The organism is Gluconobacter sp. P1D12_c (assembly GCF_018812105.1).
Lineage (GTDB): Bacteria > Pseudomonadota > Alphaproteobacteria > Acetobacterales > Acetobacteraceae > Gluconobacter > Gluconobacter oxydans_A.
Map to the genome: position 1 here is coordinate 200,211 of NZ_JACSIQ010000007.1, position 16,458 is coordinate 216,668.

Annotated in this window: 13 protein-coding genes; 7 read left to right on the forward strand and 6 right to left on the reverse strand. The window is 57.1% G+C overall.

Translation table 11 applies throughout. The features are described 5' to 3' along the window. The first annotated feature begins 49 nt into the window (after positions 1-49). Both KP705_RS10180 and KP705_RS10185 read left to right on the forward strand, forming a co-directional pair. Positions 50-1,279 (forward strand): MFS transporter, encoded by a 1,230-nt coding sequence (locus KP705_RS10180; RefSeq protein ID WP_200898329.1) that lies wholly within the window; start codon positions 50-52, stop codon positions 1,277-1,279. Continuing rightward, entirely contained in the window at positions 1,276-1,857 is a 582-nt protein-coding gene (locus KP705_RS10185) for a YdcF family protein (RefSeq protein ID WP_235271765.1), read from the forward strand. The genes KP705_RS10180 and KP705_RS10185 overlap by 4 nt, the downstream gene beginning before the upstream one ends. Here KP705_RS10185 and KP705_RS10190 read toward each other — a convergent pair. Next, on the reverse strand, positions 1,851-3,110 hold the full coding sequence (locus tag KP705_RS10190; protein ID WP_099211765.1) for an AGE family epimerase/isomerase: 1,260 nt from the start codon (positions 3,108-3,110) through the stop codon (positions 1,851-1,853). The two genes, KP705_RS10185 and KP705_RS10190, sit on opposite strands and share 7 nt — an antisense overlap. Before the next feature lie 161 nt (positions 3,111-3,271). Between KP705_RS10190 and rpe the strand changes: the two genes are divergently transcribed. The 4 genes from rpe to KP705_RS10210 all read left to right on the forward strand — a co-directional run bounded on the left by rpe (position 3,272) and on the right by KP705_RS10210 (position 8,074). Beyond that, positions 3,272-3,946: a ribulose-phosphate 3-epimerase gene (rpe, locus tag KP705_RS10195; RefSeq protein ID WP_046900742.1), complete on the forward strand. Its 675-nt coding sequence runs from the start codon at positions 3,272-3,274 to the stop codon at positions 3,944-3,946. Further along, positions 3,946-5,613 carry a heparinase II/III family protein gene (locus KP705_RS10200; RefSeq protein WP_046900743.1) on the forward strand — a complete coding sequence of 556 codons (1,668 nt, stop codon included), beginning with the start codon at positions 3,946-3,948 and terminating at the stop codon, positions 5,611-5,613. The genes rpe and KP705_RS10200 overlap by 1 nt, the downstream gene beginning before the upstream one ends. A gap of 10 nt (positions 5,614-5,623) precedes the next feature. Beyond that, positions 5,624-6,742: a glycosyltransferase family 4 protein gene (locus KP705_RS10205; RefSeq protein WP_046900744.1), complete on the forward strand. Its 1,119-nt coding sequence runs from the start codon at positions 5,624-5,626 to the stop codon at positions 6,740-6,742. Between the two features lie 105 nt (positions 6,743-6,847). Continuing rightward, positions 6,848-8,074: an SMP-30/gluconolactonase/LRE family protein gene (locus KP705_RS10210; RefSeq protein ID WP_046900745.1), complete on the forward strand. Its 1,227-nt coding sequence runs from the start codon at positions 6,848-6,850 to the stop codon at positions 8,072-8,074. Between the two features lie 19 nt (positions 8,075-8,093). On the opposite strand, the gene KP705_RS10215 is transcribed toward KP705_RS10210, so the two are convergent. The 4 genes from KP705_RS10215 to tyrS form a co-directional block, all read right to left on the reverse strand. Continuing rightward, positions 8,094-8,699: a response regulator transcription factor gene (locus tag KP705_RS10215; protein WP_046900746.1), complete on the reverse strand. Its 606-nt coding sequence runs from the start codon at positions 8,697-8,699 to the stop codon at positions 8,094-8,096. Next, complete coding sequence (locus KP705_RS10220; protein ID WP_046900747.1) at positions 8,696-9,820, reverse strand: sensor histidine kinase; 1,125 nt, start codon at positions 9,818-9,820, stop codon at positions 8,696-8,698. The genes KP705_RS10215 and KP705_RS10220 overlap by 4 nt, the downstream gene beginning before the upstream one ends. Continuing rightward, a complete protein-coding gene (locus tag KP705_RS10225) occupies positions 9,817-10,362 on the reverse strand; it encodes a hypothetical protein (protein WP_235271766.1) in 546 nt (181 codons plus the stop codon). Before KP705_RS10225 ends, KP705_RS10220 begins: the two co-directional genes overlap by 4 nt. A gap of 94 nt (positions 10,363-10,456) precedes the next feature. Beyond that, positions 10,457-11,707, reverse strand: coding sequence for a tyrosine--tRNA ligase (gene tyrS, locus KP705_RS10230; protein WP_046900749.1), 1,251 nt, complete (start codon positions 11,705-11,707; stop codon positions 10,457-10,459). Between the two features lie 189 nt (positions 11,708-11,896). Here tyrS and KP705_RS10235 point away from each other — a divergent pair, with 189 nt between their 5' ends. Further along, a complete protein-coding gene (locus tag KP705_RS10235) occupies positions 11,897-14,686 on the forward strand; it encodes a TonB-dependent receptor domain-containing protein (protein WP_215764405.1) in 2,790 nt (929 codons plus the stop codon). A 115-nt stretch (positions 14,687-14,801) separates the two neighbouring features. Here KP705_RS10235 and KP705_RS10240 read toward each other — a convergent pair. Continuing rightward, positions 14,802-16,458: pyrroloquinoline quinone-dependent dehydrogenase (locus KP705_RS10240; RefSeq protein WP_215764406.1), on the reverse strand; the 1,657-nt coding region annotated here is incomplete at its 5' end.

The following is a 16,458-nucleotide window of genomic DNA, read 5'->3' on the forward strand; positions in this document are numbered from 1 at the left end:
ATGCCAGTCTGTCCGTCTTCCTGTTGTTTTCAGTCTGGAGTGTCCCCTGATGCTGGGTGACACTTTCCGCTCTCTGGGGCGGCGCAATTATCGTGTCTGGGTTTGGGGAGCTCTGTTCTCCAACATCGGGACATGGATGCAGTTCACGACGCAGGACTGGCTTGTTCTTACTGAATTGACCCATCACGATGCCATGGCCATTGGCATCGTGATGGCCCTCCAGCTTGCCCCGCCTCTTTTGCTTATGCTCTGGACCGGACTGATTGCGGACCGGGTTGAGAAGCATCGATTTCTGCTTTTTACCCAAGGTGCCTTGGGTGTGCTGGCTGTTGCACTGGGCCTTCTCGTCGTTACGGGATCGGTCCGTCTCTGGCAGGTGGATCTGTTTGCTTTCCTGAGTGGCTGTGTCGCCGCGTTTGACAGTCCTGTTCGTCAGACGTTTGTTGGTGAGTTGGTGGGAGAGACCGATCTTCCAAATGCAGTGGCCATCAATTCCATGTCCTATAATGCTGGACGGATGATCGGACCTGCGGTGGCAGGGTTCTGTATTGCGGAAATTGGTTCAGGCTGGTCGTTTGTTTTGAACGGGCTTTCGTTTTTCGGCGTCATGGGCTCTTTGCTCTTTATTCGCCGTGAAGACCTGTTTCGGCATGCCAAGGCGAGAGAAACCGAGCGCAATGCCCTGACCAGCGGATTGCGATACGTCTGGGCGCGCGAGGACCTTCGGACCATTCTGATTATGTTGTTCATTATCGGAGCGTTTGGTCTCAATTTCCCGATCTTTATTGCGACCATGGCAGTTGGCGTGTTTCACGTCGGCGCGCATGGCTATGGAATTCTGAATTCCGCCATGGCCGTGGGCACCATTCTGGGGGGCTTTCTGGCAGCCGGTCGTAAAAAGGCAGATTTTGATGTTCTGCTGAATGGCTCATTGATTTTTGGTGTGGGGTGCCTGTTGGGAGCATTGGCCCCGACATACTGGCTTTTTGCCTGCACGTTGCTCATTACCGGCGTATCATCTCTGACATTTACAGCCACCAGTAACAGCTTCATGCAGCTTTCGAGCGACCCGTCCATGCGAGGGCGCGTGCTGGCCATCCGGTTTGCTGTTTTTGCAGGGTCATCCCCATTTGGTGCCCCTGTTGTGGGATGGGTTGCCAATTATTTTGGGCCGCGGTGGTCCCTGGGTGTCGGAGCAATGTCCGGGTTTTTGGCGGCAGTGGTGGCGTTGTTATACATCCTGCGCATGCGAGAGCAGCAGGGCGAGAAGCACTCGTGACTCTTTGGTGGGGAAAGCGGATTGCGGCAGTTGCGCTGGCTGGTGGTATTGTGTGTGCGAGTTGGTGCACATGCGTTGCCGTGACCGGCGTGCGTGCTTCTGCCAACCCCGCAGAAATGGGTGTCATTTTCGGCACAGCCGTCACGGATGCGGGCGTGCCAAAGCCAGCTTTGCAGGACCGTTTGGAAACCGGATTGTCACTCTGGAAGGAAAAGCGCGTTCGGGAACTGATGGTGAGTGGAGCTGTAGAAACTGCCAATCATCAGGATGAAGCTGAAATCATGGCGCACTGGCTGGAAAATCACGGTGTTCCGGCAGAAGCGATCATCGTTGATTCACAGGGAAACAATACCTGGCTGACGGCTCTGCATGTTGCGCAGGAAGCGCCGGAAGGGGCTGTCGTCGTTTCGCAGTGGTTTCATATCATGCGAGCAGAATGGGCATTGCGGCATGCTGGCGTGAAAGACGTGTCAGGCGCGTATCCAAAAGTCTTTCGGCTGCCAGAGCTCTATTATCTGTTCCGGGAGGCCGTGGCGCTCCCGGTGTATTGGGTGACGAAACCGACCCCTGCTCAGTAGGGCACACCAATCTGTTCGATCGCTGTTGCGAGTGACGGAGCCAATGGCATCATTGGTGCCAGCGTGGACTGGTAGGCGTGGTAAAGGTCGCCCTTACCTTTGTAGATATGTTCTGTCGGCTCGCCTTCCGGGCTGACCTCGTTGAACCAGCTTCCAAAATCCCGATCGATCAGGGTTGTGTCGATATAGTCCCAGATCGTGCGATACCAGTGCTCATAATGTGGATTTCCTGTGCGCTTATACAGGTTGATCGCCGCCGTCAGGGCTTCTGCATGAGCCCAATGGACGCGGGAAGGCACATGCGGTTTGTGATCCCAGTCAATCGTGTAAACCATTCCGGGAAGACCATCGACGTTCCAACCTGATTTCATGCCGGTTTCGAAGAGCGCCTGTGCGTCATGAAGCATCCAGCCCGGTGCTGTTTCGCCTCTGCGGAGTAGAGCTGCTTCCAGTTTCACGGTCAGGTGAGACCATTCAACGAAATGACCCGGTGTCATGCCGTAGGGGCGTAGATCGTCCGTAGGCTTGTCTTCATGATAATTCTGCAGCAGATCCCAATTTCGGTTGAAGTGCTCGGGCATTGCGAAGCCCTGCTGTGGGGCCAGCTCATGCACAAACCGGGTGACGATCCGCAGCGCGCGGCGCAACCACTTCACATCGCCTGTAACGTCCGCAAGAGCCATGAAGGCTTCTGTGGAATGCATGTTACTGTTGGCCCCGCGATAGTTCTCTTCGTCTGACCAATCATCTGCGAAACTCTCGCGCATGACGCCTTCGTCTTCAGACCAGAAATGCGTCTCGATCTGATGGATGGCATCCTTGAGAAGTGCGTTGGCACCTTCCACCCCGATCAGAACAGCAGAGGACGCGGCAAGTGCGACGAACGCGTGCAGATAGGCCTGCTTGCGCTCATGAGGCTGATCCGCGAAGTGGTTCCAGCCTCCGTGTTGCTGGTCCCGAAAGGATGTCATGAGCGCATTCACGCCATGTGCGACGAGCGGTGCGCTTCCTGGAATGCCCTGGAGCTCCGCAGTCGCATAAGCGTGGACGCATCGCGCAGTCAGGGTTGCTTCTGCCTTGGCGCCTTCAGGAAGATGACCTTCCATATCCAGCCCTGCAAAACCCCCGTCGATACAACCTTCCTTGCTGAAATCCAGCAACCGACGGCCCTGCATTTCGAGCCATGCCCGGTGAGATGGTCGGCGGATCCAGGCGTCTCTACTAAGCAGAATGGGGGAGAGGCGATCGGTCATAAAAACTCCATACTACGGTGGTAGTAGTCAGACAGTCTGATGAGGACGCATCAGCAGCGGTTGGGTTCCTGAGGGCCTCGTTGGCGATACTCGCTCACGAACGCGCGGGGATGTGCGGAACTGTCTTGCGTCTGGAGGTTGCTTTGCCGATACATAACAACATGACAGAACGATCCCCGATCATTGTCGCCCCCAGCCTGCTGGCTGCCGACTTCGCCCGTCTTGGAGATGAGATTGCATCCATCTCCCGCGCGCCCTGGTTACATCTGGATGTAATGGACGGTCATTTCGTGCCGAATATCTCGTTCGGTCCTGGGGTGATCTCGGCCTTGCGAAAGCACACGGATGCGAAGTTCGACGTGCACCTGATGATCGATCCAGTGGATCCGTATCTGGAAGCAACAGCCAAGGCTGGCGCGGATCACATTACGGTGCACGTGGAAAACGCTCCCCATATTCACCGGACTCTTCAGACCATCCGTGCGCTCGGTTGCCGGCCGGGAATTGCGATCTGTCCGGGAACGCCGCCAGAAGCACTGTCAGAGGTGCTTGATCTGGTAGACATCATTCTGGTCATGACAGTGAATCCCGGGTTTGGCGGCCAGAGCTTTCTGGAAAGCCAGCTGCCAAAAATCCGAACCCTGTCGCGCATGATTGAAGACAGCGGACGCGATATTGTTCTGGCGGTTGATGGCGGCATTGACCCGGTCACGGCACCAAAAGTGGTGGCTGCCGGCGCGCGGATGCTGGTGGCAGGGTCTGCCGTCTTTGGTAAGCCGGACCGTGATTCAGCCATTCATGCACTTGAAGGTCCGTTCAAGGAAGACAGCGCCTGATGCCCATTCGTCGCTGGATTCAGGACGCACGACTTTCACTCGCACGACTGCCCGTTGGTGGCGGAACTTCAGAGGGACCGGTTTATATTTATCGTGACCCGTGGAAAGGGGACGCCGAGCAGGGCGCCCGCCTTGTTGCGGGTCGCTTTCGGTTTGAGCGGCAGGACTACGATCTGCCACGCGGAAAGTGGGAACGTGGCCCTTGGCCGGAACCAGCAAAACAGTGGCTGCAAAGTTTTGCATGGCTACGGGATCTGCGCGCATTAGGCAGTGACGATGCCCGCATGACGGCCCGCGCGCTTGTCGCGGACTGGGTATCGCATCCTCCAACGGATCCGTTGGTCAAGGATGCCTGCGTAACAGGTGCGCGCCTCTCATCCTGGCTGGCAAACCACGAGTTCTGCCTGGCGTCAGCGGACCGTAAACTTCAGCAAAAAATCATGGATCGGATGTTGGTAGAGGGGCGGACCATTGCCGCTCTTTTGCCACTTGAACCGCAAGGCTGGCGTGGGCTGACAGCCTTGCGCGGCCTGCTTGCAGCTGCTCTGGCTATGCCGGATCACAGCGGGTTTATGACGCGCTTCCTGCGTTACCTTCCAGCGGAAATTGAACGTCTGATTCTTTCTGATGGGACGGTTGTTGAGCGGTCTCCGGAAGCACAATATCAGACGGCGCGTGAACTGGCAGAAATGTCCGTCATGTTCCGCACAGCGCATTCGAGCGTGCCGCCCTTTATTGATGTGGCCCTAGACAGAGTCTGCCCGGTGTTGCGTGCCATGCGTCATGGTGATGGTGGTCTAGCTGTTTTTAATGGTTCCAACGAGCGTTACAGCGCGATGGTGGAAGATGTTCTGGCGCAGGGCTCCAGGCAGAAGCTGATTGCGCCTGCCATGAATCAGGGGAAATTTACCCGGCTGGCTCTCGGGAAGTCCGTGTTGATTGTGGATAGCGGTGCGCCTCCACCGACCAGTTATGATCAGGCAGCGCATGCTGGAACCTTGTCTTTTGAGTTTTCAAACCAGCGGCATCGTCTTTTCGTCAATTGCGGCAGTGCGCAGGTGGGGGCATGGGCGCAGGCGCTGAGGGCCAGTGCAGCGCATACGGTTCTGGTCGCGGATGGTTTGTCGTCCTCAGACTTCGGGCCTGACGGACATGTCACGCGGCGTCCGGCGCATGTCACCTGCGAGCACCAAAGCAGTGGGGAAGCCCATTGGCTGGATCTGTCTCATGACGGGTATCATCCGCCGCTTGGTATGAAGTGGACGCGACGTCTTTACCTTGGGGCGGACGGAGAAGATCTGCGCGGGCAGGAAGTTCTTGAAGGTGAGCGCGAGACGCCGTTCGCCCTGCGGTTCCATATTCATCCGGACGTACATGTCACACGGGACGACGAAGATATCATTCTTCAGGTGGGCGGCATGATCTGGCGCTTCCGTCAGAAGGGCGGCATGCTACTGCTCGAAGATGACGTCTATCTGGCGCGCGGTCGGCGTGAAAAGACCAAGCAGATCGTTATTGCTTCTCTCAGGCGCATTGTTCCTGCGGCGGAAGAGACAGCGGAGAATGGTGGAGAAGCGCAGGAAAGTACCAAACCTGCGGCCCCCTCAAAACCACTTCAGGTTGTCTCCCAGACAGTAACCTGGCTTCTGGAACGTATCCCGGAATAAAGGTGCTGTTGTGAAAATCCTTGAAATCACAAATGTTGATTTCTCCCTCCGCCAGTTCCTGTTTCCATTAATGAAGGCGCTTCGTGCCGCCGGGCATGAGGTTCAGGGGGCCTGTGCGGAAGGCCCCCATCTGGCGCCAGTACGGGCAGATGGGTTTGTCGTTCATGCCGTGCCGATGGCGCGCTCATTGTCACCGGTTGCGCAGCTTCGCGCATTTGTCGCGCTCATCCGGCTTATTCGCCGGGAGAAGCCTGACGTCGTGCATGGACATATGCCGATCAGTGGCATTCTGGCGCGGTTTGCTGCACGTCTTTGTGGTGTTAGGATCATTGCCTACACCTGTCATGGCTTTCTGTTCAATCAACCTGGATCTTTGGGCCGCCGGTTGCTCTCCGTTGTTCTGGAATGGGCTGCAGGTCGGATCACGGATCTGTACATGACCGTCTCGGTTGAAGAGGCACGGGACGCACGACGACTGCACTTGAATGCGCATCCCGTTGCTATCGGTAATGGCCGTGACCCCAAGTGCTATCATGCCAATCCCTTGGTGCGCGCCCGTATCCGTAGGGAGTTGGGTGTTCCGGAAGATCGCCCCGTAGTTATCGTGGTTTCGCGACTGGTGCGCCACAAAGGCCATCCAGAGCTTCTACGAGCCATGGAAGATGTGCCAAGAGCTGAACTCTGGGTTGTGGGGGAGCGGCTGCCATCTGATCATGGCGATGCCCTCGGGCCCGCGTTTGACAGAGCCAGACAGCTTTTGGGCCCGCGGTTGCGGACGCTGGGTTATCGGGAAGATGTGCCGGATCTTCTCGCCGCCGCAGACGTGTTTGCGCTTCCAAGCCACTTTGAAGGGCTTCCCATGTCCGTCATTGAAGCGATGCTGACGGAATTGCCTGTGGTGGCGACTGATGTTCGCGGTCCACGAGAACAGGTTGTGGATGGACAGACCGGATTTCTGGTGCCTCCCGGTCTCTCTGCACCATTGGCCCGCGCGCTGAGAACAGTGACACAGGATCTGCTTCTGGCGCGCGCTATGGGAGAGCGGGGGCGTCAGAGGGCGGTTGCATCCTATAGCGAAAAACGGATCATGGATCTCGTGGTGCGTCTGATTGAGGCTGAAGCGCGGTAGACGTTTTTCTCGAAATTCTCTGGTATTTCCTGGTTATTCCAAAATTTTGATTTTCGCCTTTTAGGAAAATAACGAGAATAGGCACGTTCTATTTGGAGAGGGACGATGTCTGACGAAACGAGTGTTCCGACTGACGGGAATAGCCGGTCAGGCGTTCTTCTAGCGCGCCGTACGGTTCTTTCGGGAGCGGCAGGGTTGGTCTGTCTTGGTGCCGCCAAAGCCAAAGCGGCTCAGCCTCAGGGGGCAGTAGAGCCGCCGAGTGTTGTCAGCCAGCCGCCTAGAGCGTGGGGCGAGAAAGCAGGTCCCAGTTATCTGCCTGACCCTGACGTGATTGCGATTGACCCCTCGTTTCGGGATCTGACGTATTTCGCGGCCCCCATTCGTCGCGTGTGGGATCAGGGCGGTTGGCTGGAAGGTCCTGCATGGAGCAGTGAAGGGCGCTTTCTGGTTCTCAGTGATGTTATTCGCTCCCGTGCGCTACGCTATATCTGGGAAACTGGAGAAATCACGGATTTCCGCCCCGATGGCTATGCAGCCAATGGGAACTGTTTTGATTTCGATGGCCGACTTGTTGTCTGTGAAGATTTTTTCCGGCGCGTCGTGCGGTGGGAGCACGACGGAAGCGTCAAGGTTCTCGCGGATAAGTTTGACGGGAAGGGGTTAAATTCCCCCAACGATGTTGTGCCTCACCCCGACGGGAGCTTGTGGTTCACGGACCCCGGTTACGGCACGAACATTACGGAAGGTCATGCAGATGAACCCGGTGGGCCCACCAATCCGGACGGAAAAATCCGTTGGAATATTGGCCGTGAACTGACGGGTGAAATTGGCGGGACCGAACGACAGAGTGACCGTGTCTTTCGCATCGCCCCGGATGGAACGCTTCAGGCCGTTTTGCAGGAAAAGGATCTACTTGATCCGAACGGGCTGTGTTTTTCTCCCGACTACAAAAAGCTTTACGTCGTTTCGACGCCTAAAGGGCCGGGGCAGAAAGCGGGTGGCGATCAGGCCATCCACGTCTATGACGTGAATGGCAGTAGCCTTACCAACGGGCGCATTTTTGCGGACATGAAGCTGAATGGCGCGCAGATTAACCCGGATGGCATTCGTGTGGATGTATTCGGGAACTTGTGGTGTGGCGCGTCGGGTCCGCTCGGCTTGTGCGGGGTGTTTGTTTTCAATCCGGCTGGCAAGCTGATTGGTCGGCTTCGGTTGCCTCAGGGGTGTTCGAACCTGACATTCGGTGGCCCAAAACGCGACCATCTGTTCATGTGCGCAGCCGGGTCACTGTTTGTGCTGCAGGTTGGCGTGCAGGGATTTGCGCCGTCCTGAACCGTCGTTGCGGCTGGGGTTAGAGCCAGCCGTTCTGCCGGGCGACGCGCCCGGCTTCAATCCGGTTACGGGCATCGAGTTTCTGAACAATTTCCGAGAAGTAGTTCCGGACTGTCCCCGCGGACAGGGAGAGCTCTTCGGCAATCTCCTTGTTCGTTCGCCCGGCTTCAGCCAGACGGAGCATGGACCGTTCACGGTCTGACAACGGATCGGGCAGGGCATCCCAGACAGACTCTGCCAGATCTGATGCAATGGCGCGGCCACCAGCAGCGACTTTCCGAATAGCATCGGCGAGTTGCGTAATCGGGGCATCCTTGAGCATGTATCCCCGCACGCCGGCCTGAAGAGCACGACGCAGATATCCGGCACGGCCAAAGGTTGTCACGATCATGACACGGCTTGGAAGCCCCTGCTCCCGGATTTTCTCTGCCAGTTCAATGCCTGTCATGTTCGGCATTTCGATGTCCGTGATGATGACATCCGGGCGCAGGTCGGCCGCGAGCTGGAGCGCCCGTTGTCCATCTGGTGCGCGCCCTACGATCTGAATGTCTTCTTCAAGGCCAAGAAGAGCTTCAAAAGCATCCAGAAGCATGGCTTGGTCTTCGGCCAGAATAAGGCGGATCATGGGGTAATACTCGCTGTGAGTCTGAGGCCGCTGGAGGTATGGCTTAGCATCAAGGAGCCACCCGCAGCAGCAAGACGTGTTCTCATGCCACGAAGGCCGTTCCCTTCCTGCGGAGGGGCCGGAGACCGGCCTGACTGCTGGGCGCCATCATCTTCAATGCGAATGGCACAGGGTTGACCCGCAGCATCACAGTCAAAACTGATGGTGCAATGTCGCGCACCGGAATGACGGATCACATTCGTGACGGCCTCTCGCAATGCCATCGCGAGAACGCTGCTTTGTGGGTGATCTTCGAGACGCTCAGCGTGATGAATGGTCAGACTGATGGACGCTGCTTCAAGCGCCTTGCGGGCACGCTCCAGCTCATGCTGCAGGGAGGCACCGTTCATGCCGGTGACGGCCTCACGGACTTCTTTCAAAGACGTTCGGGCAATCTGTGTGATGTCCTGAAGTTCTCGCTGTGCGCGGTCGGGGTGCGTCTCGAACAGGCGGTTGGCCAACTCGGCTTTGACTGAAATGACCGTCAGGGAATGGCCCAGAAGATCATGTACATCCCGCGCGATACGTTCGCGCTCTGCTGTGGCGGCCAGAGTCCGGATTTCGTGTTGTGCCTTGCGGAGTTGCAGGTTTTGCAGGCCCAGCTTCCACTGCATCCACGTCCCGATATAGGTGATGATGCTAAAGAAGGCCCCGATGCTCGCGTGCAGCATGGATTTGTCCTGAAACCAGACAAACGCGAACAGGGCGATCTGCAAACATACAATTGTCAGGACAGCTTGCCGCATCTGCCTGAAACAGGCGCACATGGCGGTGGCATAAATATTGAAGACCAGCCAGTCGCCCTGCGTCCATGCGGTCGCAAAGCCGATAAGGGCCGTGAAGATGATTTCTGGCAGCCCATAATACCGGTCATTGCGGTAGGGCGCGAAATATAGCAGCAGGAAAATGCCTGTTGCGCCCGCAGAAAACAGGGCTGCCGGAAGGGTGGGCGCGCCATGGATCAACCAGGGAATAGGGTAGATCAGAAGATAAACGAGATAAGAGACCCGATACCGGTTGAAGCTCGGCCAGTTGTCTTCCTTGTTTCCAGGAAGCGGGATGAAGGTCTCTATTTCTGTCATGAGGGCAAGGCGTTCTTCGGCAGAAAGGACAGGGTTCCGGAATTGCGCAGACGGATAACGGCACCGACCCAGATGGCCAGAGCGGTGCCAAAGCCTGCGACTTCAAGATGTAGCGGTTCTGGAAGCAGGAAAGAAAGAGCTGACACGCTGACAATCACAAAACCCATGATGACGTGAATGGGTTCGTGCATCGCGCGGCCTATAGGGATGTACGAAAGGCCAATAATGCATCCGAGCAGCGGGTAAAGCAGTTCTGGATGATGCGTGCTGCGGACGGACGTAATCATCACAGTAATGGCAATGATGCGCATGATCTTCACACGGCGCAGCAGGGCGGCGTCCCAAATGCGCTCGGGGCGACACTGGATCAGGTCGCGCCTGGCAAACCCGGCAAGCAGGGCCAGCGTGATGACAGCAATCGGGATGGCCATGGCCATTGTGGAAACATGCGCTGCCATGGCACCGCGTGCTGCCCAGACGACGGCGAACAGCAGTCCGGCGGCATCGGTGGAAAGAGCTTTCCAGTTTTTCTGATTTGTCACGACCGCGGACTCCACTGTTTCGGAAAGATTATGACACAAGCCATGATCCGAAACAGTGAAGGACGTCATAACAAGGTCATGACATCTGTCAGGTTCAGACCGGACGGATAAGAATGTGCTTCTTCTTGCCGGACGAGACCTTCAGCGTGCCTTCGCGTAAATCCTCAAGGGTGAAGGTCTGGTTCTCGTCGGAAATGACGACGTCATTGACGCGGCCACCACCGCCACGGATCAGCCTACGGGCCTCACCGCCACTGGCGGCCAGTCCGGCCTCCTGAAATACGCGGAACGCCGGTAGACCTTCGGCCAGCATATTGGCGGGAAGATCGATTTCTGGAAGAGCGGCCGTTGTGGAGCCCTGTTCGAAGACCTTGCGGGCCGTCTCGGCAGCCTCTTCTGCAGCCGTGCGTCCGTGACAGATCGCAGTGGCTTCCGTGGCCAGGATCTTCTTGGCTTCGTTGATCTCGGCCCCTTCAAGTGCCCCCAGACGGTCGCATTCCTCAACGGGAAGATCCGTGAAGAGTTTGAGGAAGCGGCCGACATCGGCGTCTTCCGTGTTGCGCCAGAACTGCCAGTAGTCAAAGACCGAGCGCTTCTCGGCACGGAGCCATGTGGCGCCCTGTGCGGACTTGCCCATCTTCACGCCGGACGATGTGGTGACGAGAGGCGTGGTGAGACCAAACACCTGCTTGCCATCGGTGCGACGCGTCAGGTCGATACCGGCAACAATGTTGCCCCACTGGTCCGAGCCGCCCATCTGAAGCACGGCTCCATGGCGGCGGTTCAGTTCACGGAAATCGTAGGACTGGAGGATGGAGTAGTTGAACTCCAGGAACGTCAGGCCCTGCTCACGGTCCAGACGCTGCTTCACACTCTCGAAAGACAGCATACGGCTGATGGAGAAATGAACGCCGACGTCCTGTAGCAGGTTGATGTAGGACAGCTTGTCCAGCCATTCCGCATTGTTGGCGAGGATCGCGCCGCTGGACGGGTCTTCATCGCTGAAGGTGATGAACTGGCGCAGGGACTGCTCAATGCCAGCGATGTTGTGCGCGATGGTCTCGTTCGTCATGAGTGAACGGGCTTCGTCACGGAAGGACGGATCACCAATCTTTGCCGTGCCGCCACCCATCAGGGCAATCGGGCGATGACCATGCTTCTGCAACAGGCGCAGCGCCATGATGGACATGGCATTGCCCACATGCAGGGAGTCCGCCGTCGGGTCGAAGCCTACATAGGCAGTAATCGGTCCAGCCAACATGGCTTCATCGAGGGCGTCGAGGTCGGTGCACTGGAAAATCAGGCCACGTGCCTGGGCTTCGAGAAGGAACGGACTCTTTGGCATGGATCGGTCTTGCTGCTGCGCTGTCGGAAAAGGGGAAGGTCTGTCTATCATAACATCACGCAAAGCACGACCGTGTGCCCCATGACACCAGACGCAACGGGATGGTCATTGTTTGTCGCTTGAATGGCGGCACCGTCGATCACTAGAGATATGTTATATCGTAACATAATGTCTGAGTGTGTATCTCCCATGTCTGTCCGTCCTTTTCGGAAAGCTGTTCGTCCTTTTTATCCGGTTCTGATTGGCAGCATGATGTGGAGCCCTGTCGTCTTTGCAGATGACCGGACAGAGACCCTCAAGTCCTCGAAGTCCGAGGATATTGTTGTAACGGGATCTTATCTTGGAGGGGCGGGGAACAAGACCGCCAATCCGGTTCAGATCATTTCGGCAAAGGATATTCAGAAGACTTCGGCCATTTCTCTTGGAGACTATCTGACGCGTCTGCCCTCTGTCGGCTCATCAGGAACACCCAATACCCGCACGAACGGCGGTGGGGGCGTGTCCTGCACAGACCTGCGCAATCTGGGGCAAGGTCGTGTTCTGATCCTTATTGATGGCAAGCGCACGGCGATGAATGCTGGCTCAGAATGTGTGGATCTCAACGCTATCCCCGTGCAGCAGATCGACCGGATCGAGATCCTGAAGGATGGGGGTTCTGAGCTTTATGGAGCGGATGCTGTCTCAGGCGTCATCAATATTCGGCTGAAACATGATCTGACGGGAGGAAACCTGACGATCAAGGGCAGCATCACACAATATGGAGACAGTCGATCGGGGCTGATTTCTGGCTACAAGGGCTTCAATTTCGATCATGGGCGCGGCAACGTCACGCTGTTTGGTCAGTACGATACGACCGGGCCGATTTCGTCACGGGATCGACGATGGGCTGCGCTGCCGCAGAACGACAATCCGGCTTCTGGAGCGCCAGGTTTTGGCTCCTCCATTATCCCATCAGGCGTGGCGTTTAACCCGGTTACGGGGAAGCGCATGGCCCCTGACGGCAATGGCAGTTTTCGGGCCTTTCAGTCTTCAGATCTGTATAATTTCGCTGAAGGTTCAATGCTCCAGAACTATCATCAGAATGCGGCCTTGTCCGGTGATGCCCATTACGATCTGAACTCCCACATCACGCTGTATTCCAACGTTCGTTACAGTCACACTACGGCGTCCCGGCAGCTTTCGCCTTCTCCTGTGCAAGGGAGCATCCCGCCTTCCAGTCTTTCGTCTTCCTGGATCATTCCAGCGGATAGTCCTGATAATCCATGGGATAAGGATTATGCTGTGACGAAGCGGATGGAGGATGTTGGATACCGGCAAAATGATTTTGCTGTGGATACCTGGACGGTCATTGGAGGTGCCAAAGGGCGCATTGTCGGAGACTGGCAGTATGATGCGTCCATGACTTACGGCGTCAGTCAGTTGACGGCACAGACGCAGAATATGGTCAACTATCGCCATCTGCTGGAAACGACAGGCACGGAACAGCTTGATCCATCCCGTTCGTCGAGTACGGTGCGATATAATCCGGATATCTGTGTGGCTGCTTCAGGGTGCGTTCTGCAAAATCCGTTCGCGCCGTATTCGGAGCAAGCCGCGAATTACGTCCGGTTTACGCAGCGCGATCACGCGGATTACCAGATGCGAGATATCAATCTGCGCTTTCATAACAATCATGTTCTGAGCCTGCCATACCGTCACGGCGGTCAGATTGGTCTCGCATTCGGGATGGAACACCGGAGCGAGCAGCTTAGCTACAAGCCTGATCCCGTTGTGGAGCGTGGGGACTCAACGGGCGCAACCACGGCTTATACGGGCGGCGGTTTTCATGTGACGGAAGGGTATGTCGAAGGGAAAATCCCGCTTCTCGAACATGCTTTTCTGGCTCGGGATCTGACTGTGGATCTTCAGGGGCGTGTCTCGGCCTATAATACATTTGGGACGACGAAGAACTGGAAGGTGGGGCTGCACTGGGCGCCTGTTCAGGACATAGCTTTTCGCGCGACGCTGGGAACGTCCTACCGGCAGCCAAGCATTTACAGTCTCTATGGCGGTCGCACGCTGAGCTATCCGTCTGCGTCCGATCCATGCAGTCAGGCGGGAGCTTACGGTGCGCGGGCTGGGACGGTTCGGGCAAGGTGCCTGTCTGAAGGGATCAATCCCGAGACGTTCAATTCGGCGTTCGTGGGGCAGTTGCCCACGCTGTCGGGCGGAAATGCGGCTTTGAAGCCAGAAACGGGCCGTACCTATACAATCGGAACAGTCGTTACGCCGCATTGGGTGCCGCATCTCTCGCTGTCCGTCCAATACTGGCACTATACGTTGCAGAACATGATTTCAGCACCGGGCACGCAGTATATTCTGGACGGATGCTACACGGGAACGGAGCCCCAGCTTTGCTCGCTGGTTTCGCCACGGTCCACAAGCGGGCAGCTTACGGCAATTTCTGCCGTTCAGCAGAACCTTGGTGGCCTGCGGACGAATGGTCTGGATATCGACCTGACATATCGGATGCGTCTGGGGCGGCAGGACAGTCTGTCCCTGTCCGAAAACTATCAGCAGTTGATTGGGTATTTCCAGCAGTACACGCCGGGTGGGGCCTGGCGGAATTATACAGGACGACTGCTCTATCTGTCTGGCAGCGGGATGCCGCGTGAGCGGAGCTACACTACGGTCAGTTGGCAGCATGACGCGTTCAGCCTGACCTACATGGTGCAGTATATTGGCGGGATGCACTGGAATGACGGGACGAACGATCTGGCACCGCAGACGGCCGGGCGTACGCGCTCACCGGGCGTTTTCCTTCAGGATGTGACGGTGGGATATCGGGCGGGTCGATGGACGTTTAATACGGGCATTAACAACCTGTTCAACAGGCAACCGCCGTTCGTGGTGGACGGGGCTTCCAATACGGCTGTGGCGCAGTATTCGGGCTTTATTCCGGGCCGCTATGTGTTTGCACAGGCAGGTGTGGATTTCTGAAAAGTATAAAAGAGAGGCGTCTACGTGTGACGCCTCTCTCGTTTCAGTCCGGGTATTCAGTCTGGGCTGACCTGCCCATACTCAGTTGTACAGGCAGGGGTTCGCATAAGTTTTTTCAGTGCTTGATGGCGTCTGGCAGAGCGTAAACCACAAGCTGGTCCGTAACCGGTGTCATCATGAAGTGATGTCCCCCTGCCATGATGGCAACGTACTGATGTCCGTTGGCTTCGTAGGTCATCGGGTTGGCCTGACCACCACCCGGCAGCACTGCGCTCCACACGACCTTGCCGGTGTGTTCGTCAATGGCACGGATCTGGTTATCCGTAGCCGCGGCAATGAACACCAGACCACCAGCCGTCACGACAGAACCACCGTTGTTCGGTGTTCCAATCTCCCATGACAGGCCGGTGGGAAGCCCCCATGGACCATTGGCCCGAGCCGTTCCCAGCGGGTGCTGCCAGAGCACTTTCTGACCGTGCTTCATGTCGATCGCCGTGATCATGCCGTAAGGCGGGCGATGGCACAGCATCTTGGTGAACGGGTCCCAGAAAGGAGCAATGGCGATGGCATAAGGTGTGCCTTCCATCGGGCCATTCCCTTCAGCCGCCCCGGCACCCGGTTTGTAATGCGGATCATCGATCGGCATCAGCTTCAGCGCATCGGCCTTCCGGCGGGTGATGAGCTGGGCATACATTGGTGATGCATTCCAGTTGGCAATCAGGATGCCGGTGTTTGGGTCGTAGGACATGGAGCCCCAGTCACTGCCTCCATTGTTGCCGGGATACATGATCCAGGGCTTGTCCAGACTTGGGGCCGTGAACTCACCGTCATAATGCGCGCTGCGGAATTTGATCCGGCAGTAGAGCTGATCRATSGGAGACATGCCCCACATGTCTTTTTCGCGGAGTTCCGGCATCCGAAGGGCAGGCATTCCGACAGACCAGGGCTGCGTCGGCGCGCGGCTGTCACCGGGCACATGTCCTGCTGGAGCAGGGCGCTCCTCCACGGGCAGGATTGGCTTGCCCGTCCTGCGGTCCAGCACGAAGGTCTGGCCACGTTTGGTTGGAACAATCAGAGCCGGTGCCAGCATGCCGTCTGGCCCCCGAAGGTCCATCATTGTGACCTGAGAACCCATGTCATAATCCCAGACATCCTTGCGGGTCGTCTGATAGACCCAGCGTGGTGAGCCTGTTTTGACATCGAGCGCAACGATCGACGTGGAAATGGCATTTTCTGCCGGGCTACGCAGCCCGCTGTAGTAGTCGCCGCCAGCATTGCCAGTTGGGACGTACACTAGGCCCTGTGCATTATCTCCGGTCATGGCCGCCCATGAGTTCGGCGTACCACGGCTATAGTGGCGATTGCCCGTTGGCTGGCTGTGATCGTCAGGATTGCCAACATCCCAGGCCCAGACGAACTTGCCGCTTTCAGCATCGTAACCACGGATTACACCAGACGGTGCCCAGCGACGCTGACCGTCAAGAACCTCATGATTGACAACGACAATACCGTTCACCACAGGCGGCGGAGCCGTTATGGCCACGAAGCCGGGGACGGATTCACCCATGCCCTGCATCAGATTGACCTGTCCGTTATGGCCAAACGCGGGGCAGAATTCACCTGTTGCCGCATCGACGGCCACGAGGCGCATATCCAGTGTGCCTTCAATAATGCGGTTGTGGCAGGGTTGACCCTCTGGCACGGCAGCAGACGTGAAATACGTCACACCCTTGCAGGCTGCCGTGTAGGGAATGGACTCGTATTTGACGTTC